General features: G+C 56.3%; 23 protein-coding genes. 9 read left to right on the top strand and 14 right to left on the bottom strand.

The window, feature by feature from the left end; genetic code table 11:
* Nucleotides 1-97 precede the first annotated feature (97 nt).
* Complete coding sequence (mutL, locus tag FGU71_RS12915) at nt 98-1,930, top strand: DNA mismatch repair endonuclease MutL (protein ID WP_142789193.1); 1,833 nt, start codon at nt 98-100, stop codon at nt 1,928-1,930.
* Between the two features lie 62 nt (nt 1,931-1,992).
* On the opposite strand, the gene FGU71_RS12910 is transcribed toward mutL, so the two are convergent.
* The 4 genes from FGU71_RS12910 to pth form a co-directional block, all read right to left on the bottom strand.
* On the bottom strand, nt 1,993-2,739 hold the full coding sequence (locus tag FGU71_RS12910; RefSeq protein ID WP_142789192.1) for a glutaredoxin family protein: 747 nt from the start codon (nt 2,737-2,739) through the stop codon (nt 1,993-1,995).
* A 19-nt stretch (nt 2,740-2,758) separates the two neighbouring features.
* A complete protein-coding gene (gene ychF / locus FGU71_RS12905) occupies nt 2,759-3,859 on the bottom strand; it encodes a redox-regulated ATPase YchF (RefSeq protein WP_142789191.1) in 1,101 nt (366 codons plus the stop codon).
* Between the two features lie 95 nt (nt 3,860-3,954).
* Nucleotides 3,955-4,947: an SDR family oxidoreductase gene (locus tag FGU71_RS12900; protein WP_142789190.1), complete on the bottom strand. Its 993-nt coding sequence runs from the start codon at nt 4,945-4,947 to the stop codon at nt 3,955-3,957.
* A 27-nt stretch (nt 4,948-4,974) separates the two neighbouring features.
* Entirely contained in the window at nt 4,975-5,547 is a 573-nt protein-coding gene (gene pth / locus FGU71_RS12895; protein ID WP_142789429.1) for an aminoacyl-tRNA hydrolase, read from the bottom strand.
* 96 nt (nt 5,548-5,643) lie between these two features.
* On the opposite strand from pth, the gene FGU71_RS14150 reads away from it, so the two are divergent.
* Nucleotides 5,644-5,805, top strand: coding sequence for a hypothetical protein (locus FGU71_RS14150; protein ID WP_185960316.1), 162 nt, complete (start codon nt 5,644-5,646; stop codon nt 5,803-5,805).
* Nucleotides 5,806-5,906: 101 nt separating this feature from the next.
* Here FGU71_RS14150 and FGU71_RS12890 read toward each other — a convergent pair whose 3' ends face one another.
* The 5 genes from FGU71_RS12890 to FGU71_RS12870 all read right to left on the bottom strand — a co-directional run bounded on the left by FGU71_RS12890 (nt 5,907) and on the right by FGU71_RS12870 (nt 9,425).
* Nucleotides 5,907-6,578, bottom strand: coding sequence for a 50S ribosomal protein L25/general stress protein Ctc (locus tag FGU71_RS12890; RefSeq protein WP_142789189.1), 672 nt, complete (start codon nt 6,576-6,578; stop codon nt 5,907-5,909).
* 102 nt (nt 6,579-6,680) lie between these two features.
* Nucleotides 6,681-7,589, bottom strand: a complete 909-nt coding sequence (locus FGU71_RS12885) for a TraB/GumN family protein (protein WP_142789188.1) — start codon at nt 7,587-7,589, stop codon at nt 6,681-6,683.
* Nucleotides 7,586-8,533, bottom strand: a complete 948-nt coding sequence (locus FGU71_RS12880) for a TraB/GumN family protein (RefSeq protein ID WP_142789187.1) — start codon at nt 8,531-8,533, stop codon at nt 7,586-7,588. Before FGU71_RS12880 ends, FGU71_RS12885 begins: the two co-directional genes overlap by 4 nt.
* Before the next feature lie 75 nt (nt 8,534-8,608).
* On the bottom strand, nt 8,609-9,244 hold the full coding sequence (locus FGU71_RS12875; RefSeq protein ID WP_142789186.1) for a hypothetical protein: 636 nt from the start codon (nt 9,242-9,244) through the stop codon (nt 8,609-8,611).
* Nucleotides 9,231-9,425 (bottom strand): helix-turn-helix transcriptional regulator, encoded by a 195-nt coding sequence (locus FGU71_RS12870; RefSeq protein ID WP_142789185.1) that lies wholly within the window; start codon nt 9,423-9,425, stop codon nt 9,231-9,233. The genes FGU71_RS12875 and FGU71_RS12870 overlap by 14 nt, the downstream gene beginning before the upstream one ends.
* A 410-nt stretch (nt 9,426-9,835) precedes the next feature.
* Here FGU71_RS12870 and FGU71_RS12865 point away from each other — a divergent pair, with 410 nt between their 5' ends.
* The 3 genes from FGU71_RS12865 (at nt 9,836) to ppdK (ending at nt 15,769) form a co-directional block, all read left to right on the top strand.
* Nucleotides 9,836-10,705, top strand: coding sequence for a glycine--tRNA ligase subunit alpha (locus FGU71_RS12865; RefSeq protein ID WP_199799185.1), 870 nt, complete (start codon nt 9,836-9,838; stop codon nt 10,703-10,705).
* Complete coding sequence (gene glyS / locus FGU71_RS12860; RefSeq protein WP_142789184.1) at nt 10,705-12,963, top strand: glycine--tRNA ligase subunit beta; 2,259 nt, start codon at nt 10,705-10,707, stop codon at nt 12,961-12,963. Before FGU71_RS12865 ends, glyS begins: the two co-directional genes overlap by 1 nt.
* Before the next feature lie 133 nt (nt 12,964-13,096).
* Nucleotides 13,097-15,769 (top strand): pyruvate, phosphate dikinase, encoded by a 2,673-nt coding sequence (ppdK, locus tag FGU71_RS12855; protein ID WP_142789183.1) that lies wholly within the window; start codon nt 13,097-13,099, stop codon nt 15,767-15,769.
* Nucleotides 15,770-15,778: 9 nt separating this feature from the next.
* On the opposite strand, the gene FGU71_RS12850 is transcribed toward ppdK, so the two are convergent.
* Nucleotides 15,779-16,531, bottom strand: coding sequence for a class I SAM-dependent methyltransferase (locus tag FGU71_RS12850; protein ID WP_142789182.1), 753 nt, complete (start codon nt 16,529-16,531; stop codon nt 15,779-15,781).
* 56 nt (nt 16,532-16,587) lie between these two features.
* On the opposite strand from FGU71_RS12850, the gene FGU71_RS12845 reads away from it, so the two are divergent.
* The 4 genes from FGU71_RS12845 (at nt 16,588) to FGU71_RS12830 (ending at nt 20,528) form a co-directional block, all read left to right on the top strand.
* A complete protein-coding gene (locus FGU71_RS12845) occupies nt 16,588-17,418 on the top strand; it encodes a ComF family protein (protein ID WP_142789181.1) in 831 nt (276 codons plus the stop codon).
* A gap of 344 nt (nt 17,419-17,762) precedes the next feature.
* Nucleotides 17,763-18,161: a phosphoribosyl-AMP cyclohydrolase gene (gene hisI / locus FGU71_RS12840; RefSeq protein ID WP_234035785.1), complete on the top strand. Its 399-nt coding sequence runs from the start codon at nt 17,763-17,765 to the stop codon at nt 18,159-18,161.
* Between the two features lie 45 nt (nt 18,162-18,206).
* Nucleotides 18,207-18,671 (top strand): MerR family transcriptional regulator, encoded by a 465-nt coding sequence (locus tag FGU71_RS12835; protein ID WP_142789180.1) that lies wholly within the window; start codon nt 18,207-18,209, stop codon nt 18,669-18,671.
* A 51-nt stretch (nt 18,672-18,722) separates the two neighbouring features.
* Nucleotides 18,723-20,528, top strand: a complete 1,806-nt coding sequence (locus FGU71_RS12830) for an acyl-CoA dehydrogenase C-terminal domain-containing protein (protein WP_142789179.1) — start codon at nt 18,723-18,725, stop codon at nt 20,526-20,528.
* Between the two features lie 88 nt (nt 20,529-20,616).
* Here the strand turns inward: FGU71_RS12830 and FGU71_RS12825 are convergent, their stop codons facing one another.
* From FGU71_RS12825 to FGU71_RS12810, 4 genes are all read right to left on the bottom strand, one after another.
* Nucleotides 20,617-21,393 carry an aspartyl/asparaginyl beta-hydroxylase domain-containing protein gene (locus FGU71_RS12825; RefSeq protein ID WP_142789178.1) on the bottom strand — a complete coding sequence of 259 codons (777 nt, stop codon included), beginning with the start codon at nt 21,391-21,393 and terminating at the stop codon, nt 20,617-20,619.
* Between the two features lie 147 nt (nt 21,394-21,540).
* Nucleotides 21,541-22,461 (bottom strand): cysteine synthase A, encoded by a 921-nt coding sequence (gene cysK, locus FGU71_RS12820; protein ID WP_142789177.1) that lies wholly within the window; start codon nt 22,459-22,461, stop codon nt 21,541-21,543.
* 1 nt (nt 22,462) lies between these two features.
* Entirely contained in the window at nt 22,463-23,692 is a 1,230-nt protein-coding gene (locus tag FGU71_RS12815) for an MFS transporter (protein ID WP_234035801.1), read from the bottom strand.
* A gap of 153 nt (nt 23,693-23,845) precedes the next feature.
* Complete coding sequence (locus FGU71_RS12810; RefSeq protein ID WP_142789176.1) at nt 23,846-24,184, bottom strand: PilZ domain-containing protein; 339 nt, start codon at nt 24,182-24,184, stop codon at nt 23,846-23,848.
* Nucleotides 24,185-24,209: the final 25 nt, after the last annotated feature.

Here is a 24,209-nt window from a genome sequence, read left to right as displayed (position 1 = left end):
AATGCGCAGCAAAAACGCCAAAATAATTGTTGACGTGAGACGTAATTTTGCACCGTTGCCCTCGAATTTGCGGCGCATGACGTCTAGTTTGCGACAAATGCCGCAAATTCGCCGCCTTCCAGAGACCTTAGTGAACCGTATCGCCGCCGGAGAGGTGGTGGAACGGCCCGCTTCTGCGCTTAAAGAGCTGGTTGAGAATGCCATCGATGCCGGATCGACGCGAATCGGTGTGGTGCTTACCGATGGCGGTTTGACCCGATTTGAAGTCACCGATGACGGCTGCGGCATGACGCGCGATGATATCATGCTCGCTCTTGAACGCCACGCGACGTCCAAATTGCCGGATGATGCGATCGAAATGGTCGCGACTCTGGGTTTCCGAGGGGAGGCGCTTCCTTCGATTGCCAGCGTTGCGCGGATCACTATCGAAAGCCGAGTGCGCGGCGCAGATGATGGCTGGCGGATCGTGCTTGATCATGGCGATGTGGTTGAAGAGGGGCCGGCCGCCTTGCCGCCAGGAACGCGTGTTCGGGTGGAAAACCTGTTCGCCAAGATTCCGGCCCGCCGCAAATTCCTACGCACGCCCCGCAGTGAATACATCGCCTGCCTCGATATCGTTCGCCGGCTTGCGATGGCTCGCCCCGGACTCGCTTTTTCGTTGGAGAACGGCTCAGAAGGCAAAACCCGCAAAGCGCTTTCGACGCAGGCGAATGAACCGCTGGCCACCCGTGTATCGCAGATCGTCGCGCGCGAGCTGAAAGACAATGCGGTCGAAATCGATCTGCTTCGCGGAACAGAGCATGGCGAGATGCGGCTTACAGGCATTGCAGGCCTGCCAACCTACAATCGCGGAGTGGCAGATCATCAATATCTGTTCGTAAATGGCCGTCCGGTGAAAGACCGATTGCTGACAGGAGCGGTTCGCGGAGCCTATTCCGATATGCTTGCGCGTGATCGCCATGCTGTCCTTGCGCTGTTCCTCGATATTCCGCCGCAGGATGTCGATGTGAATGTGCATCCTGCCAAAACAGAGGTGCGGTTCCGCGATGCCAGCGGTGTCCGCGGATTTATCGTTTCGGGGCTGCGCCAAGCGCTCTCGACCGGAGACCGCCGCAGCGCGCAAGGGCCGGACCGCAAGGCGATGGAACGCTGGAGGCAGGAACCTGTCCGCGAAGAGGCGCCTGCGCTGCGGTCCATGTTTGAAGGCCGGGATTGGACCGCGCCGCAATCGCGGGTGTCCGAACCGCGACCGGAGTGGACGGCGCGAGCTGGCGATGCATTGCCCACAGGCCGCGCCGAAGAAGCCGCGCCAATTGAGGAGGGCGAGCAAGATTACCCGCTGGGCATCGCGCGAGGTCAGGTCGCAAACACTTATATTGTGGCAGAAAGCAGAGACGGGTTGGTGCTGGTCGATCAGCACGCCGCCCACGAACGGCTTGTGCTGGAGCGGCTCCGTGCCGGCGGCGCAGGAGAGGCCGTGGCGCGATCCCAAGCCTTGTTGGTGCCTGATGTGGTTGAACTGGACGAAGCGGATTGCGACCGGCTTGAGGATGCCGCTGAGGGTTTGGCCCGTTTCGGGTTGAATGTTGAGCGGTTTGGTCCGGCGGCAATGCTGGTTCGGGCTGTTCCGGCTGCAATCGCCAAGGCGGACAGCAGCAAATTGCTGCAAGACCTTGCGGATGACATCGCCAAACACGGCAAGAGCGAGGATAGCGGCGCGCTGCTGCTTTCCGAAAAACTGGAATATGTCCTCGCAACCATGGCGTGTCACGGATCGGTCAGGGCAGGGCGCGTGCTTTCCGTGGCCGAGATGAATGCTCTGCTGCGCGAAATGGAATCAACGCCAAGATCTGGCCAGTGCAACCATGGGAGACCCACCTGGGTTAAGCTGGACATGGAAGATGTCGAAAAGCTGTTTGGGCGGCATTGAGGCGTAAAGCGTGCCGTATCAGATACTTTCAACACCAATGCATGACGCACGGCATACGGGATCTATCCCATCAGGCTAATCAGCATCCAGAACGCCATGCCGACCATGGCAAGGTTTTCTGATAGCGAGATAAATCCCAGCGGGACATCGCCGCTGCCGCCGACACATGCGCATTTGATATCCCGTTTCTGGATATAAACCGCGTAAAAAACGCTGATCGCCCCGATTGATCCGATGATAAATGCGATGGGTATGGACAGCCACGGCAGAACGCGCCCGGCCATCAGCACCGCAGCCAATGCCTCGAGATAAGGGTAGGCATACGCATATGGGACGAGGCGTTTGCCAAGCAGATCATAGCCGACAAACATCGAGCTGAATTGCTCCACATCCTGCAATTTCAGCATGGCAAGCATACCCATAGAGAACGCCACAAACCATTCGATCGTGCGCACACCAACACTGCCAAGCAGCCCGAGCGACAGTGATACAGAAAGCGCCAATGCCACAGCAAAAACCGCGATTACGGGCCGATAGCTTTTGCCATTGGTTTTCTTTGCGATACCAAAATGCTCGCGCAGCGCATCATATCCGCCGATGCGTTTGCCATCGATTAAGATCTGCGGCGTTGTCTGAACGTCATGTTCGGTTTTGAAGGCATCTGTTTCGGCGCGCGACGTCAGATGGTGGTCTTCGACCGCGAAACCCCGGCTTTCGAGCAAATATTTCGCCTTGATCCCGTACGGACACGTGTGATGGTCCATCACCATTCGGTGAAGCTGTGCGGTTTTTGCCGGCTTGTTGCTCATGGTAATCCCTGCTGGCGGATTAGACGTTGAATTTGAACAGCATCACATCGCCATCCTGCACAACGTATTCCTTGCCTTCCTGACGAAGCTTGCCCGCATCGCGCGCCGCGCTTTCGCCGCCAAGCCCGATATAGTCATCATAGGCGATGGTTTCAGCCCGGATGAAGCCTTTTTCAAAATCGGAGTGGATCTCGCCTGCCGCCTGCGGTGCTTTCGCGCCGTCGGGGAAAGTCCATGCGCGGGATTCTTTGGGGCCGGCGGTGAAGAAGGTTTTGAGCCCCAGCAATGTGTATCCGGCGCGGATCACGCGGGCCAGGCCGCTTTCTTCCAGACCAAGTTCAGTAAGGTACTCAGCGCGGTCTTCCAGAGGCATTTCGACCAATTCGGCTTCGATAGCAGCGGAAACGACCACGGCCTGAGCGCCTTCGGCTTCGGCTTTGGCGAAAACCTGTGCTGACAACGCGTTGCCTTGCGATGCGTCTTCTTCTGCGACGTTGCAGACATAGAGCACGGGTTTCGCAGTCAGCAGCTGTGCTTGCTCGAACAGGCGCTCTTCCTCGTCATCTTTTGGTTCGGTCAGACGCGCGGGCTTGCCCTCTTTCAAAAGCTCAAGAGCCTGTCCAAGGACGCTGGCTAGGGCTTTGGCTTCCTTGTCGCCGGCCTTGCCGCGTTTCTCGGCATTGGGAACGCGTTTCTCAAGGCTCTCTAGGTCTGCGAGCATAAGCTCGGTTTCGACCACCTCTGCATCGGCCAGCGGGTCCACCTTGTTCGAGACATGCTGAATATCGTCATCTTCAAAACAGCGCAGGACGTGAACAATCGCATCCACTTCGCGGATATTGCCAAGGAACTGATTGCCCAGACCTTCGCCCGCACTTGCGCCTTTGACGAGGCCCGCAATGTCGACAAAGCCAAGCTGCGTGGCGATAACTTTTGCGCTTTTTGCGATGGCAGCAATTTTATCCAGCCGCTCATCAGGCACAGCGACCTGACCGACATTCGGCTCAATCGTGCAAAACGGATAGTTCGCAGCCTGCGCGGCCTGCGTCTCTGTCAGAGCATTAAAAAGGGTGGATTTGCCCACATTGGGCAGGCCCACGATCCCGCAACGGAAACCCATGAGTGTTCTCTACTAATCTTTGAAATTCGCGCCGCGCTTAGCCGGAGCGCGCACGAATAGCTAGTCTGTGAGGCGGTTTGCCATGATAAACGCGCTTAAACGTTGTGAACCGCCTTGATCCACGGGCCATAGCCGGATTCGCCAAGCCACCCGACCTGGACCTTTGCCGTGAGATCGTTGATCGCAATCTGCGGTTTGGGACCGGGGTGGACCGCGCGGCGTAGAGGGCGCGTTCCAGCGGGCATTGCGATCACTTCGGCCATGGCGCGCGGGATATCCATCGGATCGGTTGATCCGCCGCCGGTGCGATTGCCAAGCTGCTCGATCAATGCCGAATAGCCCGACGTGTGCTTTTCATCTGCGCGGGAAAGCAGTGCGAGGCTGTTTTCGTTGGCGTTTTTCCAGATCATTGTCGGATAGCCGCCGGGCTCAATCACAGTGACTTCGATGCCATGAGGTACAAGTTCGTATGCCATGCCTTCGCTCATCGCTTCCAAAGCAAATTTGGTCGGTGAATACTGGCCATATGCAGGCACGATCACGCGGCCAAGCTGCGACGAGACATTGATGATGAGGCCGCTTTTGGCTTTGCGCATGGCGGGCAGAACCGCGCGCGCCATCCGGTGCGGGCCGAATACGTTGGTGTCGAATGTCAGCTGGGTCGCTTCCATGTCCTGAATCTCGATCGGGCCACCGAAAGAAATGCCTGCATTGTTAATGAGGACATCGAGCGGACCGCCGTTGATTTCCATCGCGCGGGCAACGCCTGCTTCGACTTGTTCATCGGACGTTACGTCAATTTCGATCACATGCAGATCAAGCTGATCATCGAGCGCAATCTGCGTGAGTTCTTCGGATTCGGCGCGCGGCACGTTGCGCATGGTGGCAAAGACGCGTGCGCCAAGCCGGGCGAAATGCTCAGATGCCAACCTGCCAAAGCCAGTTGAGCAGCCCGTGATCAGCACGCTTTTCCCGGTTAGGTCGGGCGTCGCGGTCATGATATCCTCAGCAGCGAGCCCTGCGCCAGCAGCCAATGCTCCTGTAGCGGCTGCTCCGGCAAGCAGTGTGCGGCGATTGATCTGTGTCATCTGGTATCTCCTCTTTGCCGGTTGGTCTTAGCTGTCCTGCATCCTCAACGCCATCTCGCTCATAAAGCGGGGGTCGTTTCCTTCGGCGAGCCATTTCGCCTCTGCACCGATACCGCCCAACATTTGCACGAGATCATCCTGTTCCGATTTGGCATAATTGCCCAGCACATAGCCGTGAACGCGGTCTTTGTGCCCGGGATGCCCGATGCCGATGCGAACGCGGCGAAAATCCGGGCCGATATGCTGGTCAATTGAACGCAAACCATTGTGACCGGCATGGCCGCCGCCGTGCTTCACCTTAACCTTGAACGGGGCAAGATCGAGCTCATCATGAAATACGGTAAGAGCCTCTGCTTCGAGTTTGTAGAACCGGAGCGCTTCGCCGACGCTGCGGCCACTTTCATTCATGAAAGTCGCCGGTTTAAGCAGCAGGATTTTTTCAGAGCCGATGCGCCCTTCCTGAACCCATCCGGAAAACTTTTTCTGGATCGGGCCAAAACTATGCATGTCGGCGATCACATCGATTGCCATGAAACCGATATTATGCCGGTGAAGCGCGTAACGCGGTCCGGGATTTCCAAGGCCTGCCCAAATCTGCATGGTGACCATGTAACAGCACGATAGGATGTAGCAACCGCTGGCAGTTGCTAGGGCAAAATTCCCGGCCTATCGTTTGCATTCATTAGAGAAAATTGCATGAAGCCCATCACCCTGATGCTTCTTTTGACCGGCGTTTTGCTGTTTGCTGTGTCACGAAAAGCCGCTCAGCCGGGAGCGCGGCGACTGGGCTCAGCTGTAGGCATTGTCGCGATGCTTGCCGCGCTTGGGATCGCGGTTTTCGACCTATTTGCTGATTGAGAATTCGCGGATTGAGAACCGTCTAGAGCGCCCAAACAAAACGGCGGACCTCTTTCGAAGCCCGCCGCCTTGGTGATTGGGTGGTAAAAGGAACGTCCAGCTTATTCGCTGTCGCCGCCTTCATCGTCAGATTTCTGAGCGGTTGCTTCCACTTCATCAGCTGCAATCTCTTCGCCTTCGGTCTCTTCTTCTTCGCTCTTCTTGAGCGCTGATGGAGCGACGAGGGTGGCGATAGTAAAGTCACGATCGGTGATCGCGCTTTCGCTGCCTTCGGGCAATTTCACTTCGCTGATGTGGATCGAATCGCCGACTTCTTTGCCGGTGACGTCAATTTCAATCTCATCAGGAATCGATTCTGATTTGCAGACCAGATCAAGTTCGTGACGGACCACGTTAAGAACGCCGCCCTTCTTGAGACCCGGGCTGGCTTCTTCGTTGATGAAGACAACAGGGATCTGAACTTCGATCTTCGAATCTTTCGACAGGCGAAGGAAATCGGCGTGGAGCGGACGATCCGTGACCGGATGCAGAGCGACGTCTTTGGGAATGGAGCGAACCTTTTTCCCATCCAGCTCGACCTGAACGATCGAATTCATGAAGTGACCTGTGCCAAGCTGCTTGACCAGTTCTTTCTCTTCAACGTGGATAGTCAGTGGTTCTTCGTTCCCGCCATAAATAACAGCGGGGATCCGACCTTCGCGACGAAGTGCTCGGGAGGCTCCCTTGCCAGCCCGTTCGCGCGTTTCAGCCGGCAATGTAAGAGCGTCGCTCATGATACGTGCCTTTCGAATGCGTTTTGAAAAATACTTCTGCCAGTGTCCGCCTCCAGGGATGACCGAGACACCGAAGAGCGGGCCGTTACAGCGCGCACCGCTTTATGGCAAGGAATTTTGCGCAATACGCCTGACAGAATATCCGCGGGTTTCCAGCATGGAGGTGAGGCTATCGGTGCCCACCAAATGGCCGGCGCCCACGGCGATTAACGGTTTCGGCGTCCGGGCCAGAATTCCTTCGAGCCGTTCTGCCCAATCCTGATTCCGCCGCACGATCAACGCCTGATACAATTCCGGGTCCGCCATTATTCCGCTCTTGGTTGCGCTCGCGAGCACATTTTCGTCACCGCTCAGCCAGGCTTTACGCAGCTTTTCAGGGCTGCTGGCCGGATCTTTTGCCTCGATCACGACCCCTTCGAGAAGCACGCGTTGATCGGCCTCTTTGAGCGTGTCGAAAATCCGCAACTGATCGAATGCGCCTTCGAGTTCGGTGATATTGCGCGCGGAAAAATCGCGTATGATCGCACGATCAACCCCGTTTTGAGGGTTTCCGGTCGCTTGGGTACGGGCCAGCATTAACGCTGCGGCCCATGTCTCGGTCGAAGAAAAATCGTGATCGGAATAATCCGATATCGCGATCAACTCATACAAAGGAAGCCTGAGTTCATCATCGACCCTTTGGGTCAATTCCGGGTGGCCGGGGCTGGCCGCAAGCCGGGCGAATGTGGCTGCAACTGCATCGCTGTCATCAAGGTTTGCTACCTCCACAACTGCGAGATCGGCCTGACTAATGATGTTGTCTATTTCTTTGGTTCGCCATTCCACATCATCGGGTAATGCGTGGATGGTCCCCAGCATCCAGCCTTCGACATCGCCATTTGAATTGGTGATTTCATAAAGCAGGGGATTGGGTGCGGGCTGCGGTTCGCCCTTAAACGGAGCCTCGGAGCAACCGGCTATCGCCAGCGCCCCGAGGAGTGTTCCGAATTGCTTTATCAAGCGCGGGGTCATTGCACCCGTGTGGTCTCAATATCGCGAGTGGCAAGGTAATCTTGAACGCTGCGTTCACCGGCGAGGTGGCCTGCGCCAACCGCGATAAAGACAGTGCCCGGCTCATCCAGACGCGTATCGATCCATTCAGCCCAATTCTCGTTGCGCTGGTACAGCAGACGCTCACCGAGGTTGGGATGCGCCATGAAGCCTTCGTTCATCATCGCGCCGAGCTTTTCCGGTTCACCGGCTGCCCAGACTGATACCAATTCATTCAGCATGGTGATGGCAGCCAGCGGATCTTCAGCGGTTTCGAGCATGAACAAGATCTGTTGTTCAATCGGCAGCTCGTCAAATACGGAGATCTGAAATTCAACCGTTTCGAGCGCCACACGCTTTGTACCTTCGGAAACAACCGATTCCAGCACGGTTTCAACGCCTTTGCTTTCATCAAAGCCCGATGCCTGTGACACGATTTGAACCATCGCGATCGACGCCAGCCATGGCTCCATTGTATCAAACGCTGCGGCCGGTACACCGATCTTTGCAAGACCGGCTTCAAATACTGCCAGTTGTTCCTCGTCCATCAAACCGCGAAGAGTCTGTCCATCGGTCAGCATCCCTTTGGTTGCGACCAGTTGGCCCATTGCTTGCGCTTTTTCCGGGTTCATGTCGATTTCGGTTACAAGGGTGCCTGATGACGCCAGCGCGTCTTTGATTGCACCGGTATACCACTCAACATCATCGGGCAGCATGTGAACCGTGCCGAACAGATAGATCGTCGTGTCTTCATCGGCGACTTTCCAGAGCGCTGGTGATCCAGCGCTTTCATCCATTTCCTTATCCGCGGCGAGAACTTTCTCTTCCTCGACCGGTGCAGGAGTGGATTGCTGGGCGATTGCAGGCCCGCCTGCGAACAAGGCGATGGCCGCTACAGAAGCGGTAAAGATAGATTGCAGTTTCATCAGATGGTTTCCTTTTGATGTGTCGTAAAAACGCTAAGCTGTAAGAGAGTTGAACAGGGCAAGGGCACAGGTCCCTCAGACATATTTTCGATAGATCCAGGCAATGCTCCAGACAATAAACACGATGGCCAAGACGATCATCGGATCTTGTTCTGGAACCCATCCGGCGCGTGCGGCCAGCCACCAACTTGGCGCGATAAACACATAAACGTGAAGCGAAATCGAAGCGCTTTCACGGTATACGCTGGCTTCGTGTTCATCCACGGTTTTCCACCATATCCAAGACAGAACCGGCACGAATACCAGCCAGAACAACAGCACGGCGGTGGCCAAAGTGCCGCTGATCGGTTCGTTGGAGAACAGCGCATTGGAATTCGGGCCTTCGAAGACGGAAAAAATCACCCCGATAACCACACCAACCCCGGCAAGCGCGAACATAAGGTTGCGGGATTTCCGCTCGCTTTGTGCGATCATTTCTGGCCTGTCCTTGATCCAGACTTTCCAGCTTCCGTACAAAGACGCAGCGAGCAGTGCGATTATAACGGCAAGTATCCCGAACACTTTTACAGACGCGTTGCCGTCCTCGATTGCCGCCATGGCAAAGCCGATCAAAACGCCGCTTAAAAACAGCACAGCTATCGCGCCTAGGGTAAGCAGCACCGCACGGCCAAGGCCATTTTTTGGTGCGTCATCATAATCAGTTTGCGTCATCAAAAATGTCCTCAATCTGGAGGTTGAACAAGCGGGCGATTTTGAACGCCAGGGGAAGAGATGGGTCGTGCTTACCGGTTTCGATTGCGTTCACGGCCTGACGCGAAACGTCGAGCTCCACGGCAAGCCGTGCCTGGCTCCAATCGCGTTCCGCCCGCAAGACTTTAAGCCGGTTTTTCATCGGATCAGAAACCCAGTGCACCGTTTGCCTTGGCGAGAATGTTACCGACGGCATAACCGGAAAACAGCAGGAACAGGGCCAGCTGCCAGATTTTGACGGGGATGTTTGCGTTGAGAAATTGCATTTTTAGCCTCCTAACTATCAGGTTCCCCTTACTCGATGTAAGGTATGCCTTACTTTATGTCTTGTTTCACTGACTATGTCAACACTACCTGACTATTGGTCATGAATACCTGACGAAAAACCGCAGAAAACCTCGGTCTTCATGCCGCCAAGGTTGGCAATGCTGCGCTGCGGCATTGACGCTGATGGGGCCATCCGCCATGGCCACAACCATGGAATCCGAGGTTAAAACCGCAAGCCGCGAATCGTCTGGAATTACCCGCGACCCGACGCGCTCTTTTCAGGACATGATCCTGACGCTGCATGATTTTTGGTCAGCGGCAGGATGCGTGATTCTGCAACCGTATGACATGCGCATGGGGGCAGGGACGTTCCACACGGCCACCACCCTACGCGCGCTGGGCCCGGAACCGTGGAATGCCGCCTTTGTTCAGCCGTGCCGCCGTCCGACAGATGGCCGCTATGGCGAAAACCCCAATCGCCTGCAGCATTATTATCAATATCAGGTCATCCTGAAACCATCGCCATCCGACATCCAGGAGCTGTACCTCAAAAGCCTGGCGGCGATTGGTGTTGACCCGCTTAAACACGATATCCGCTTCGTTGAAGATGACTGGGAATCGCCGACGCTGGGCGCATGGGGTCTTGGCTGGGAAGTGTGGTGCGACGGGATGGAAGTCACACAGTTCACCTATTTCCAACAGATGGGCGGGTTTGACTGCAAACCGGTTGCGGGTGAACTTACCTACGGGCTTGAACGCCTCGCGATGTATATTCAGGGCGTCGATAGCGTCTATGACCTTGCCTTTAATCAACACGGGGTCAGTTACGGCGACGTGTTCCTCGAAAACGAAAAGCAGATGTCGAAAGCCAATTTCGAAGTGTTCGACACGGATATGCTGTTCAAAAAGTTTGAGATGGCCGAAGCCGAGTGCCGCAATCAAATCGAACACGGTGTGCCGATCGCGGCCTATGAAGAAGCCGTTGAGGCAAGCCACATCTTCAACTTGCTGCAGGCGCGCGGCGTGATCAGCGTGCAGGAACGCGCGAGCTATATGGGCCGAGTGCGTGATCTGGCGCGGTCATCGTGCGAAACCTATGCGAAGCAGATGGCGCCGCAATGGGAAGCGAAATATCCGGGATGGAGCCTCGTCTGATGGCTGATTTCCTCCTCGAGCTGCGCTCTGAAGAAATCCCTGCGCGGATGCAAAAGGGCGCTCGCGCCGAGCTGGAAAAGCTGCTGCGCCGCGAGATGGATGCAGCCGGTGTCGCAGCGGGCGAGCTGACGGTCTGGTCCACGCCCCGCCGCCTTGCCTTGATCGCGCGCGGCCTGCCGACCGAAACAAAGGCCGTGCGCGAAGAAGCCAAAGGCCCGCCCGTTGGCGCGCCCGATCAGGCGGTCGATGGTTTCTGCCGCAAAAACGGTGTGGACCGCGATGCTTTGGAAGTGCGCGATGTTAAGGGCCGCGAGACGTATTTTGCGGTCATTGAAAAACCGGGTCAGGCGGTGACCGATCTTTTGGCTGCAGCAATCCCTGCGATCATCCGCGATTTTTCCTGGCCCAAGAGCATGCGCTGGGGCGATGCCTCGATCAGCAGCGAAAGCCTGAAATGGGTGCGCCCCTTGTCGGGTGTCGTTGCACTGCTGGATGGCGAGGTTGTTCCGGTGGTGCTGGATGGCATGGCGAGCGGCCGCGAAACGTTTGGCCACCGATTCCATTCGGCAGGCGCGCTGACCATTGCGAATGCCGATGAATATGCCAGCACTTTGCGCGCAGCGTCCGTGATCGTCGATCATGAAGAACGCCAGAACACAATTCGCGAAGGCGCAAAGGCCGCGGCGGAAGCTGCGGGTCTCAAGCTGGTTGAGGATGAAGGTCTGGTCGTGGAAAATGCGGGCCTGACAGAATGGCCGGTGCCGCTGCTGGGCCGGTTTGAGGATGATTTCCTCGACGTGCCGCCGGAAACGATCCAGCTGACGGCGCGGGTGAACCAGAAATATTTCGTGTGCGAGGATGCGGATGGCAATCTGGCCAACGCATTTATCTGCACCGCCAATATCGCCGCCGCCGATCCGGCGGTGGTGGTGGACGGCAACCGCAAGGTTTTGGCCGCGCGGCTTTCCGATGCGCGGTTTTTCTGGGAACTGGACCAGAAAAAGACGCTGGCCGAGCACGCCAAGGGTCTGGAGCGGATTACCTTTCACGAAAAGCTGGGCACGGTTGCTGACAAAGTGGAGCGGGTTGCGAAGCTGGCGCGGTGGCTGTGTGAAGAGGGCATCGTCAAAGGCGATCCCGACCTCGCCGAACAGGCTGCGCGCCTGTGCAAAGCCGATCTGGTCACCGAAATGGTTGGCGAATTTCCCGAATTGCAAGGCCTAATGGGCGGATATTACGCCGCCAAAGAAGGTTTGCCGGTCGAAGTCTCAGACGCGATCCGCGATCATTACAAGCCGGTGGGGCAAGGTGATGACGTGCCGACTGCTCCGGTGACGGTGGCGGTGAGTTTGGCGGATAAGTTAGATTCCGTAATGCAATTCTTCTTCATCGATGAAAAACCTACGGGATCAAAAGACCCGTTTGCTTTGCGACGAGCAGCGATTTCAATTGTTCGGCTTGTTTTGCGCAATGAGTTGAGGCTCCCGGTATTCATGGCGCTAGCGCAATCACTAGGCGCGTCGGTCAGACAGGCTACGACAGAGATTGAGGCTTGGTCGTCGTCGAATGAAGCTAAGTCTTTTCTTCTTGCTGACCTAGTCGATACGCTTGAAACCTCCGGCAGCGCGAAGCTGGCTGACAGGAGCCACGACCAAGTTTTCATTGACGCTGAGGACGTGCAGACGCTCTCCGGTCGCGCCAACCACGTTCGGGAATTCATGAAGCAGGGACTCAAAGAGTTCGGACGAGTGAACCACGAATCTGTCGACTTCGTTATCGACCGCCTCAAAGTCCAACAACGCGAAGCGGGCGTTCGTCACGATCTGATCGATGCAGTGTTCGCCCTCGGCGGTGAAGACGATCTCGTTCGCCTTCTCGCCCGCGTCCATGCGCTTCAAGCCTTTGTTGAAACCGAGGACGGCACAAACCTCCTCGCCGGATACAAGCGCGCGGCGAATATCCTCAAGAAAGAAGAGTGGGAATCGAAAGATGTTTCCTACTCGCCCGAGCCCGCCGAAAAGGCTTTGATCGATGCGCTTGATGCGGCCGAGCCGAAAGCGGCCGAGGCGATTGAGGCGGAAGATTTCGCCGCCGCCATGTCCGCTCTTGCCACATTGCGTGCGCCGATCGACCGGTTCTTTGAAGATGTGATTGTAAACGCCGATGAGTCGCATATCCGTGCGGCTCGGCTCGATTTGCTGGCGCGGTTCCGCGATGCGGTGCACCGTGTGGCAGATTTCAGCCGGATCGAAGGGTGATACCCTTTGGTTAATCAAGTTGGACAGTTGTCATGTGTGTCATACATGATGATTTGGACGTAATTACAGCCGCTTAAGTGTGTATGAAATGGGTGACATGTTGGAAAATGTGTCAAGCAAAGTAGGAAATTTAATGTCGCAGCAAACGGTCTACACTTTCGGCGGAGCCGCTCCGCATGATGATCCCCGCCAGCGTGACAAGACCATTACCGGTGGTAAGGGCGCCAATCTTGCAGAAATGGCGAGCATCGGCCTGCCGGTCCCCCCGGGTTTCACCATCACGACCGAGGAAAGCGTGCGTTACCTGCGTCAGGGCGCGGATTTCTCCGATGCGCTGCGCGCCGAGGTAAGCAACGCGCTTAAACATATCGAAGCCAGCGTGGGCAAATCGTTTGGCGATGCCGCCGATCCGATGCTGGTATCCGTGCGTTCCGGCGCGCGCGTATCCATGCCGGGGATGATGGATACGGTGCTGAACCTTGGCCTGAACGATGCGACGGTCGAAGGGTTGGCCAAGACGTCCGGCGATGAACGGTTTGCCTGGGACAGCTATCGCCGGTTCATCCAGATGTATTCCGACGTGGTGCTCGGCCTTGATCACGGCCTGTTCGAAGAGGCGCTGGAAATCGTCAAGGAAGACAATGGTTTCTATGCCGATACCGAGCTGAGCTCCGATGATTGGCGCGCTTTGGTTGCTGAATTCAAAGGCATTGTGGAACAAGAGCAGGGCAAACCTTTCCCGCAGGACGTGACCGAGCAGCTGTGGGGCGCAATCGCAGCCGTGTTTGACAGCTGGGACAGTGACCGCGCGAAAGTGTATCGCCGGCTTAACGATATTCCCGCCGATTGGGGCACCGCCGTCAATGTTCAGGCGATGGTGTTTGGAAATATGGGCGATACCAGCGCGACGGGCGTTGCCTTCACCCGCGATCCTGCCACCGGAACCCGCGCCTATTACGGCGAATACCTTATCAATGCGCAGGGCGAAGATGTGGTCGCCGGTATCCGTACACCGCAATATTTGACCAAAGCCGCCCGCGAAACAGCCAATGCCAAGCCGCTTTCGATGGAAGAGGCAATGCCGGATGCTTATGGCGAGCTGGCGCGGGTTTTTGACCTCCTCGAAGGCCATTATAAAGACATGCAGGACATCGAGTTTACCGTGGAGCGCGGCAAGCTTTGGATGCTGCAAACGCGTTCTGGCAAACGCACCGCGAAGGCTGCTTTGAAAATGGCGGTCGAAATGGTGGAAGAAGGGCTGATTGACGAAGAAGAGGCCGTGCGCCGCGTGGACCCCATGGCGCTTGATCAATTGCTGCACCCCACGCTTGATCCCGATGCGCCGCGAAATGTCCTGACAACCGGCCTGCCGGCATCGCCGGGCGCGGCGGCGGGTAAGATTGTGCTGGACGCAGATACGGCAGAGCAATGGTCGCAGCTTGGCGATAAAGTCATTCTGGTGCGGGTTGAAACCTCGCCAGAGGATATTCACGGCATGCACGCAGCCCAAGGCATTTTGACTGCGCGTGGCGGCATGACGTCACACGCTGCGGTTGTGGCCCGCGGCATGGGCCGTCCATGCGTTTCCGGCGCAAGCGGCGTGTCGATCAATCGCGAAACCCGCACTTTGCGCATCGGTGACAAGGAATTGAAAGAGGGTGATGAAATCACTCTTGATGGGGCCAAGGGGCAAGTGATGCTGGGCATTGTGCCAACGGTTGAGCCCGAGCTGGCAGGCGATTTTGGTACGCTCATGATTTGGGCGGACAAGCTGCGCCGGATGCGCGTTCGTACCAACGCCGAAACGCCGGATGATTGCAAAATGGCACGGCAGTTCGGCGCCGAAGGCATCGGCCTGTGCCGCACGGAACACATGTTTTTCGAAGCAGGCCGGATCAGCGCAGTTCGTCAGATGATCTTGGCCGAAGACGAAGCAGGCCGCCGCGCCGCGCTTGAAGTGCTGCTGCCTGAACAGCGCGCCGACTTTACCGCTATTTTCGAGGTAATGGCCGGTCTGCCGTGCACGATCCGTTTGCTCGATCCGCCGCTGCATGAATTCCTGCCGCATAGTGACGAGGAATTTTCCGATCTGGCCGATGCGACCGGCCTCGGTGTCGATCATTTGAAACGGCGCGCTGGTGAGTTGCATGAATTTAACCCGATGCTCGGCCATCGCGGTTGCCGGCTTGGGATTACATTCCCTGAAATCTATGAAATGCAGGCGCGTGCGATTTTTGAAGCGGTCTGCGCCGTACAAAAAGAGAGCGGCGAGGCACCATTGCCGGAAATCATGATTCCGTTGGTCGCCACCCGCCGCGAGCTTGAACTGCTGCGCGCGCTGGTTGACCGGGTGGCACAAGAAGTTTTTGCCGAGCAGGGCGCACGGGTGGAATACCTTGTGGGAACGATGATCGAATTGCCGCGCGCCGCTTTGATGGCGGGTGAGATTGCGCATGAAGGTGAATTCTTCAGTTTCGGCACCAACGATCTGACGCAAACGACATTAGGCGTATCGCGCGATGATTCGGCCCGCTTCCTTGCGCCGTATGTCGACAAGGGAATTTTCCCGCGCGATCCGTTTGTCAGCCTTGATATCGATGGTGTTGGCCAGCTTGTTGAAATGGCGGCTGAGCGGGGCAGGGCAACGCGCCCTGATATCAAGCTTGGGATTTGCGGTGAGCATGGCGGCGATCCGGCCAGCATCTCGTTTTGTGAAAAGGTCGGGCTCGATTACGTTAGCGCCTCTCCCTACCGTGTGCCGATTGCTCGGCTTGCCGCGGCACAGGCTGCTTTGGCTGCGCGTTAAGGGCGCTCTCTATCGCCAGCCTGTAAGGACGAGGATTTCAAAGGTTTCGGTGACCTTGCCGCCGTCGTCTCGCATGCTGTCGAATGCCGCGCGGGCGCGTTGCCAACCGGCGCGGGTGATCGGTGGAGCCGTGCTGGCGAGCGAACTTGTCAGGCCGTGGTCACGCAAGTCCTCGATCATCCGCTCTAGCGAGCTGAAACGGACTTTGACCGGGTAGCTATCGACCACTTGGCGCGCAAAGCCAGCGCGCTCCAATAACGCAGTGCCAGCGCGGATATCGACCTGCGGATGGATGCGGGCGGCAGGTCTTTCGCCATCGGCAGCAAGAGCGATCTGACGCAGGCTTGTGAGGCTTCCCGCTCCGGGAAATGCGGCGATAAACAGGCCGTCCATCGCCAAGGAATTTCGGGCGTGGATCAATGCGCCGGGCAGGTCGTTTACCATTCCCAGACCCAGCAGGTGGACTATCAGATCGTATTCTTCAAATGGACCAGGCTGTTCATCATCGCGTTCAAAAAGTGATTGTTTTGACAGTTTTTCAGCTGAGTTTTGAAGGCGCAGCGCCAATTCATCGTGGCAATCGCCGACTAACAGTGCGTGCTTGGGAGCGAGGTTCATGAACTCTAGGCGTTCGGCAACATCATCCGCCAGCGCGTTGGTGAGATAGGCGGTTTCACTGCGGAAAGCTCTGCGCGATTCGGATCGCCGCCATTTGGTTAATGCGCGGCGCCGGTTGAATATTTTGGGCGGTGATCGGTCCATTGCGGGCTCCCTGCCGCGCTTGCCAGCCCAGTGCAAGCCATGCGAGACAGATCGCCATGGGTTTAGGATCGCACATCGCAGAAGGATTGAGGCCGGTCGTAGACCTTTTATATCCGCCGCGCTGCCCGCTTTGCGGCGATGCTGTTGCCGATCAGGGCGGCTTGTGTGTTGAATGTTGGAGCGATTTGGAAGTGCCGGGAGAGCCCGCTTGCGCCAGCTGCAATCGCCCGTTGGGATCAGGCAACGTGGAGACCCAATCGCATTGCTATGCCTGCAAGATCGACCCGCCAAGCCATTCAGGCATATATGCTGCGACACTGTACTCTGATGCTTCAAGGAAGCTGATTTTGTCGTTCAAGCATGGGCGAAAGATCGCACTGGCGCCGTTGTTGGCCCGATTAATTGCAGCTCGGCTAACCACGGACATTGCATCTGCGCCGCTATTGATTCCGGTGCCACTGCATCGGTGGCGACTGTGGCACCGCGGCTTTAATCAGGCTGCGCTTTTGGCGCAGGAGCTGGCAAAGTTGGGAAAGGGAGATGTTCTGGTCGATGCGCTTATCCGGCGAAAACGGACGCCAAGCTTAGGCGGGCTGGGCCAAAAGGAACGGGAGAACGCGCTGCGCGGAGCGATCACTTTCAACCGTTCTCGAACAAATCGTCTGGCCGGACGCGACGTGATCTTGGTGGACGATGTCCTAACGAGCGGGGCGACCAGCAATGCCTGTGTCGATGTTTTGCTAAATCGCGGCGCTCGCAGCGTTAGTATCGCATGCTTTGCGCGTGTTGTTGATGGTGTCAGTGAACGTTCGAAAGCCAAACTCGTTAGCAAAAATGTGCCGGAAACCATAACGCCCGAGGTCGTTAAGACCCCGGGCGCCACGTGACGAAATGGTTTGGAACCGCTCTTAAAGAGCTCAGATGGCGACCCCCTAACTTCGCCATCAGGATCCGTATCCCTCATCGTTCGACCGGATCGGCCCAACACCCCGCGGTTGGTATGCAATCCGGCACCCCCAGAACTTTGGCCGTTAAGGCCGCTGTCTGGTGGAGAGCGTTTGAGCGCTCATACGAAGGTTCTTCCATCTCACGCCCCGATCGAAAAGATGAAACATCTTCCACATTCCATTTTGGGACAAATATGTGGTTATCCTGCAACAAATTATCGTAGGTGGTGACCCGTTCATCGCTTAAACCTATATCTGACTGGCAATCAGGGAGCGAGTTAGCCGTGAACGAACAAGCAATCACAAAAGAGGAACGAGAATCGGGAGCGCGCTTTGCGCCGAAATTCGATGATCGTGGACTGATAACCGCCGTTGTTGTTGATGCGCAAAGTTCCGAAGTTCTGGTGGTTGCCTTCATGAATGAAGAGGCGCTGGCGAAAACGCGCGCGACCGGAAATGTGCATTTTTGGTCTCGATCAAGAGGGCAGCTTTGGTTGAAGGGTGAGACGTCAGGCAATTTCTTGGTGGTTGAGGAAATTCGCGTTGATTGCGATCAGGACGCGCTTGTTATTCTGGCTAAGCCGGCGGGGCCGACGTGCCACACCGGTGAGACGTCATGTTTTTACAGGCGTTTGGATATGCAGGCACCAGATGGCGCTGCGCTATCGCGCATCTCCCGTTAAGGTCAGGACTTGACGTTCACGTAAAGGGAAGGTATGTCATTGGATATGGCTACAGCACCCGCACACCAAACCGCTGAGAAAACCGCTGGAACAGAGCAGCGCCGTAAAGGCGCGCATCTTGATCGGCCCGACAAATTGAGCCGCGAGCAGTTTTCCATTTCCGACCTTACCTCCGAATTCGGCTGCACTGCGCGTGCGTTGCGGTTTTATGAGGACGAAGGGCTGATCAGTCCGGCGCGCGTGGGTTTAACCCGCGTCTATTCAAAGCGTGATCGGGCGCGTCTGGCATGGATTATGCGGGCCAAGAATGTGGGTTTCAGCCTTACCGAAATCCGCGAGATGATCGATCTGTACGATCTTGACGATGGCCGGGTAGAGCAACGCCGTGTCACTGTCGAAAAGTGTAAGGATCACATCGCGAAACTTAAGGCGCAGCGCGCCGATATTGATTCATCGATTAAAGAATTGACCGATTTTGTTGCCGATATCCAAGAGCTTGACCTCGGCTAAACAGCCAAACCAGCTTTAGTTTTTAATTTTGCACACCAAGGGGATCTAGTGATGCCAACCTATACCGCTCCTACTCGCGACACGCGTTTCATCGTCAACGAAATGCTGGATCTCTCCAGCTACGGCAATCTGCCCGGTTTTGAAAACGCCACGCCTGACATGATTGAAACCGTTGTGAACGAAGCAGGCAAGTTTTGCTCAGAAGTTCTTGCCCCGATCAACCAGATTGGCGACGAGCAGGGATGCACGCGCCACGAAGACGGTTCTGTCACCACGCCAGACGGCTTTAAAGAAGCCTATGCCGCCTATGTTGAAAGCGGTTGGGGCACTCTGGCTAAGCCGGAAGAATTCGGTGGTCAGGGTCTGCCGCATGTCCTTGGCTTTGTGGTTGAAGAATTCACCGCGACTGCCAACCAGGCGTTCGGCATGTATCCCGGCCTGACCAATGGCGCATCTGCGGCAATCGAAGCAGCGGGCTCGCAAGAGCAGAAAGAAACCTATCTGCCCAAGATGATTTCGGGTGAGTGGTCAGGCACGATGAACCTGACCGAGCCGCATTGCGGCACCGATCTTGGTATGATCCGCACGAAAGCAGAGCCGAATGGCGATGGGTCTTACAAGATCACCGGCACCAAGATTTTCATTTCCGCCGGTGAGCATGATCTGACCAACAATATCATTCACCTCGTCCTGGCAAAGACGCCAGGCGCGCCAGATAGCTCCAAAGGTATTTCGCTGTTTATCGTGCCGAAATACATTCTTGACGAGAATGGCGAGCCGGGTGAGCGTAACGGCGTTTCATGTGGATCCATTGAGAAGAAGATGGGCATCCACGGCAACGCGACTTGTGTTCTTAATTACGATGAAGCCACCGGTTTCATGGTTGGTGAAGAGAATAAAGGCCTGGCTGCAATGTTCGTAATGATGAACGCGGCGCGTCTCGGCGTGGGCCTCCAAGGCCTCGCTCAGGCAGAGGTATCATACCAAAACGCCGTAACATACGCGCTTGATCGTCGTCAGGGCCGCGCTTTGACCGGTCCAGCAGACACCGAAGCCAAAGCCGATCCGATCTTTGTTCATCCTGATGTTCGCCGTATGTTGATGGACGCCAAGGTCTTTAACGAAGGTATGCGTGCGCTGTGCCTTTGGGGTGCGCTTCAGGTTGATCTGACGCACAAGGCCCAGACCGAAGAAGAACGCCAGCTTGCTGATGATCTGATCGGTCTGATTACGCCGGTGATCAAAGGTTACGGCACCGACAAAGGCTATGACATCGCCAACAACATGCAGCAGGTTTATGGCGGCCACGGCTACGTCAGAGAATGGGGCATGGAACAGTTTGTGCGCGATAGCCGGATCGCCATGATCTACGAAGGCACCAACGGTGTACAAGCGATGGATCTTTGCGGCCGGAAACTCGCCAGCAAGGGCGGCCGAGCGGTTCAGGCTTTCTTCAAAATGATCGACGATGAAATCGCGATTGCAAAAGCAGATGAAGGCCTGAAAGACATGGCCGAGAAGCTGGAAAAGGCGCTTGGTGAGCAGAAGACCGCAACGATGTGGTTCATGCAAAACGCCATGGCCAATCCGAACCACCTTGGCGCTGGTGCGCATCACTACATGCACATTATGGGCATCGTCACGCTTGGATTTTTCTGGTTGAAAATGGCCAAAGTGGCCAAAGAAACGCTGGCTGCTGGAACCCAAGATGCCGCGTTTTATGAAGCGAAATTGACCTCGGCGGCCTATTACGCCGAGCGTTTCCTGCCGGATGCGGGCGCGCTGCGCCGTAAGCTTGAAGCGGGTAGCGACAACATGATGGCGTTGACGGAAGAGGCATTTGCCACAGCTGCCTAAGCCATAAGCTTTCATTAAAAAGATCGGAAAAGCCCGGACGGTTCGCCTGTCCGGGCTTTTCTTTTGCCTCATTCGCCGCCGCGATGGTTTAGGCGATCTCGCGTTCCGCTTTTGCATAAGCGGTTTCCCAATCAGTGAGATTGTCTTTTGCTTCGCGGACAAAATGGCTGCGCCGGACATAGCCCATTAATCCAGCTGCAAGCCATGAACCCGGTGCGCGCAGTGGGCGTTCAACCTGACACAGCAGGATAATCCGCGTTTCGTCAGTCTCGTTTTTGACTTCGTGTTCGTAAGTATCGTCAAAGATGGTCCATTCGCCATTGGCCCAGTTCAGACGATGATCGCCAACGCGCATCCAGCATTTCTCGCGCCGTATCGGTACGACCAATCCCAGATGCGCGGTGATGAATGCTTTTGTCACGCCCCTATGCGGTGTGATTTCGGAGCCCGGTGCAAGGATGGAAAAGAACGCCGAGTTTAGTCCCGGAATTTGGCTAACCAACTCTGCTGTACGCGGCGCGCGAGCGATATTTTGTTCCTGCCGGTGACCATAACCGATCAGAAAAAAGCTGCGCCACGCATTGTCCTTTACGATCCCGCGATGATCCGGCGAAATCTCTCGCAAAGGCGGGATGGCATCGCGGTGCCGATAGATCGCTTGCGCTTCGTCGCGGATCGCCTGCCAATGGTTGGCGACTTTTTGCGGCCATTCAAATGTCTCTGGCGCGAAAACAGCCTCGTTTGAGATCAGAGAGCTTTTGGCAATCTGATCATTCACGCGGTGCCGTTGGCGTTTGAAAAAACGGTAATGCAGCGGTCGGCCCGGATCGTTTGATAACAATCCGAGCGTGTTGGACAGTCCCATATCGCCTCCTCTGCCCCTTTCGAAGCGCAAGTAAAATGGCGATACATACGCAAAGCAAAGCGATGTCGGTCGTATCCGGTACCGCTCTGCCGGGGTGTATCCACCGCCGGAGAGTTGCGACCGTTATTCAGCAAGTTGTATCAAAAATTACTCGACAGGCAAGAAATCGGGGACTGAAAGGTACCGCTCACCCGTATCATAATTGAAACCGAGAACACGGCTTCCAGCGGCCAGATCCGGCAATTTCTTCGCAATTGCCGCCAATGTTGCCCCGGATGAAATTCCGATCAGCATACCTTCTTCACGCGCAGCGCGGCGGGCCATTTCCTTGGCGTCTTCGGCGGCAACAGTTACCGCTCCGTCGATTGCATCGGTGTGCAGATTGTCAGGAATGAACCCTGCGCCGATACCCTGAATCGGGTGCGGGCCGGGTGAACCGCCATTGATTACCGGTGAAGCCTCGGGCTCAACCGCATAGGCTTTAAAGCCGCTCCAATGCTTTTTCAGTTCTTCGGCGCATCCTGTCAGGTGCCCTCCGGTGCCGACGCCCGTGATCATCACGTCGATCGGTGTATCTGCAAAATCAGCGAGGATTTCGACAGCGGTGGTGCGCGTATGGATGTTGACGTTTGCCGGGTTTTCAAACTGGCTCGGCATCCATGCGCCATCTGTGCTTTCGACGATTTCTGTTGCGCGTTCGATCGCGCCTTTCATGCCTTTTTCTTTCGGCGTGAGATCAAAGGTCGCGCCATAGGCCAGCATCAAACGGCGGCGCTCAATCGACATGCTTTCGGGCATGACCAGCACCAGTTTATACCCCTTGACCGCGGCAACCATGGCAAGGCCAATACCGGTATTACCGCTGGTCGGTTCAACGATTGTTCCGCCGGCTTTCAGTTTGCCGGAGGCCTCTGCATCCTCGACCATAGCGAGCGCAATGCGATCTTTGATTGAGCCGCCCGGGTTCGAGCGTTCGGACTTTAGCCAGACTTCGTGATCGGGAAACAGGCGCGACAGGCGAACATGCGGGGTGTTGCCAATGGTTTCGAGAATGCTTTGGGCTTTCATATCAGGCCTCCTGAGGGTTCTGTTTTTCTGGTGTCTGAGGGTGTTCTAGCAAATTGTCAGGCGGATCGAAGGTCTTTGTCGTCCGCAATACGGGAAATACGCGGCTCCACATCGCAACCGTTACAATCGCGCCGATCCCGCCGGCTACGACTGCGGCAACCGGGCCGATAAGAAACGCGAGTGTGCCTGAGAAAAAATCACCGCCTTCATTTGATGCGCTAATGGTTAGCAAGCTGACCGATGACACGCGCCCGCGCTTGTCATCGGGCGTATGCAGCTGGATCAGGGACTGCCGGATATAGACGCTGAACATATCTGCTGCGCCCACGATAAACAGCATTGCGAGGCTAAGCGGCATGGATGTCGAAAGGCCGAAGGCTATCGTTGCAACGCCGAAAATGGCGACGGCCCAAAGCATTTTGGGACCGACATTGGTTGCGATTGGCCGGAATGAAAAGAACAACGCGGTAAGCGCCGCTCCGATAGCGGGCGCCATTGCAAGCTGGCTCAAGCCCGTTTCGCCGACCTGCAGGATATCGCGGGCGTAGACGGGAAACAGAGCGGTTGCACCCGCCAGAAACACCGCAAACAGATCGAGCGTGATCGCACCAAGGACCATTTTGTTTTGGACGACATACTGCAAACCGTCGACGATTGCGCCAATCGGACGCTGGTCTTTGCGGACCGCCGGTTGCGGCACTTTGCCAATCAGGGTGAGCGCAATCATCGAAACCGCAAACAAGCCTGCGGCAACGGTGTAGGGCAGGGCGGGACCAATTGAATAGAGGTATCCGCCCAGCGCCGGTCCGCCGATCATGCCCACTTGCCAGGCAATGGATGATAGCGCGATTGCTGTCGGCAAAATCGGCTTGGGCACAAGGTTCGGGGCGAGGGCCGATAATGCCGGTCCTGCAAAACCGCGCGCTATCCCAAGCACGATTGCTACGGCGAACAAAATTGGCAGCGAAATGTCGCCGTTCCATGTTGTCCACGCCAAGGCCGCTGCACAGAGCAGCTGCAAGAGCACTGTCAGGCGCCCAAGCGATCGCCGATCGAACCGGTCAGCGGCCAGCCCTGAAAACGGTGTGAGGATAAACAGCGGCAAAAATTGCAGCAGACCGATCAGCGCAAGTTGTCCCGATGCCTCGGCAATGTTCATGCCGCTATCGCGCGCGATATTATAGGTCTGCCAGCCGATGATCAGCAGCATGGCGTATTGCGCCAATGTCATCGCAAACCGGCTAAGCCAGTATGCGCGGAAATTATGGACGCGGAAAGGGTGCATGGAAGGGGCGGTGTCGGTGTCAGTCACCAAAACGCCATGGCAGGCGGTACGCGCTCTGCCAAGTCAGCCGGGGCTTATCGTGTAAGAGAAATTTGGTGTTTAACGGTTCCGGCGGAGGCGCGGATTGGGCTGGATTGTATCGATGATTTCGACAAAATCATCGAGCCGGATGATACGTTCAAATTGGAAGCCGGCGCGATTATCGCGGGTCCAGATCGTATAAGCCTCAATGCGTCCGACAACCGGCAGTCGAATAATCACGCGGTCGCCGCGGTTCAATTGCTTTGCATCGTCAACCATAAATCCGTGTGCGGAAAGATTGCTGACATGAAGATTGATATCGCCGTGCCGAAAATGCTCAACGATTACCGGGAAATCAACCGGATGACGCGCCGCCCGGCGCAGATCAGTAACGCTTAAATTTGCTCCGGCTGACACAGGTCCAAACCCTCCAAATGCATTC

The organism is Erythrobacter insulae, from assembly GCF_007004095.1.
In the GTDB taxonomy this organism is placed as follows: Bacteria; Pseudomonadota; Alphaproteobacteria; order Sphingomonadales; family Sphingomonadaceae; genus Erythrobacter; species Erythrobacter insulae.
The sequence above is the reverse complement of the archived record's forward strand: the minus strand, read 5'-3'. Positions and strand labels throughout refer to the sequence as shown.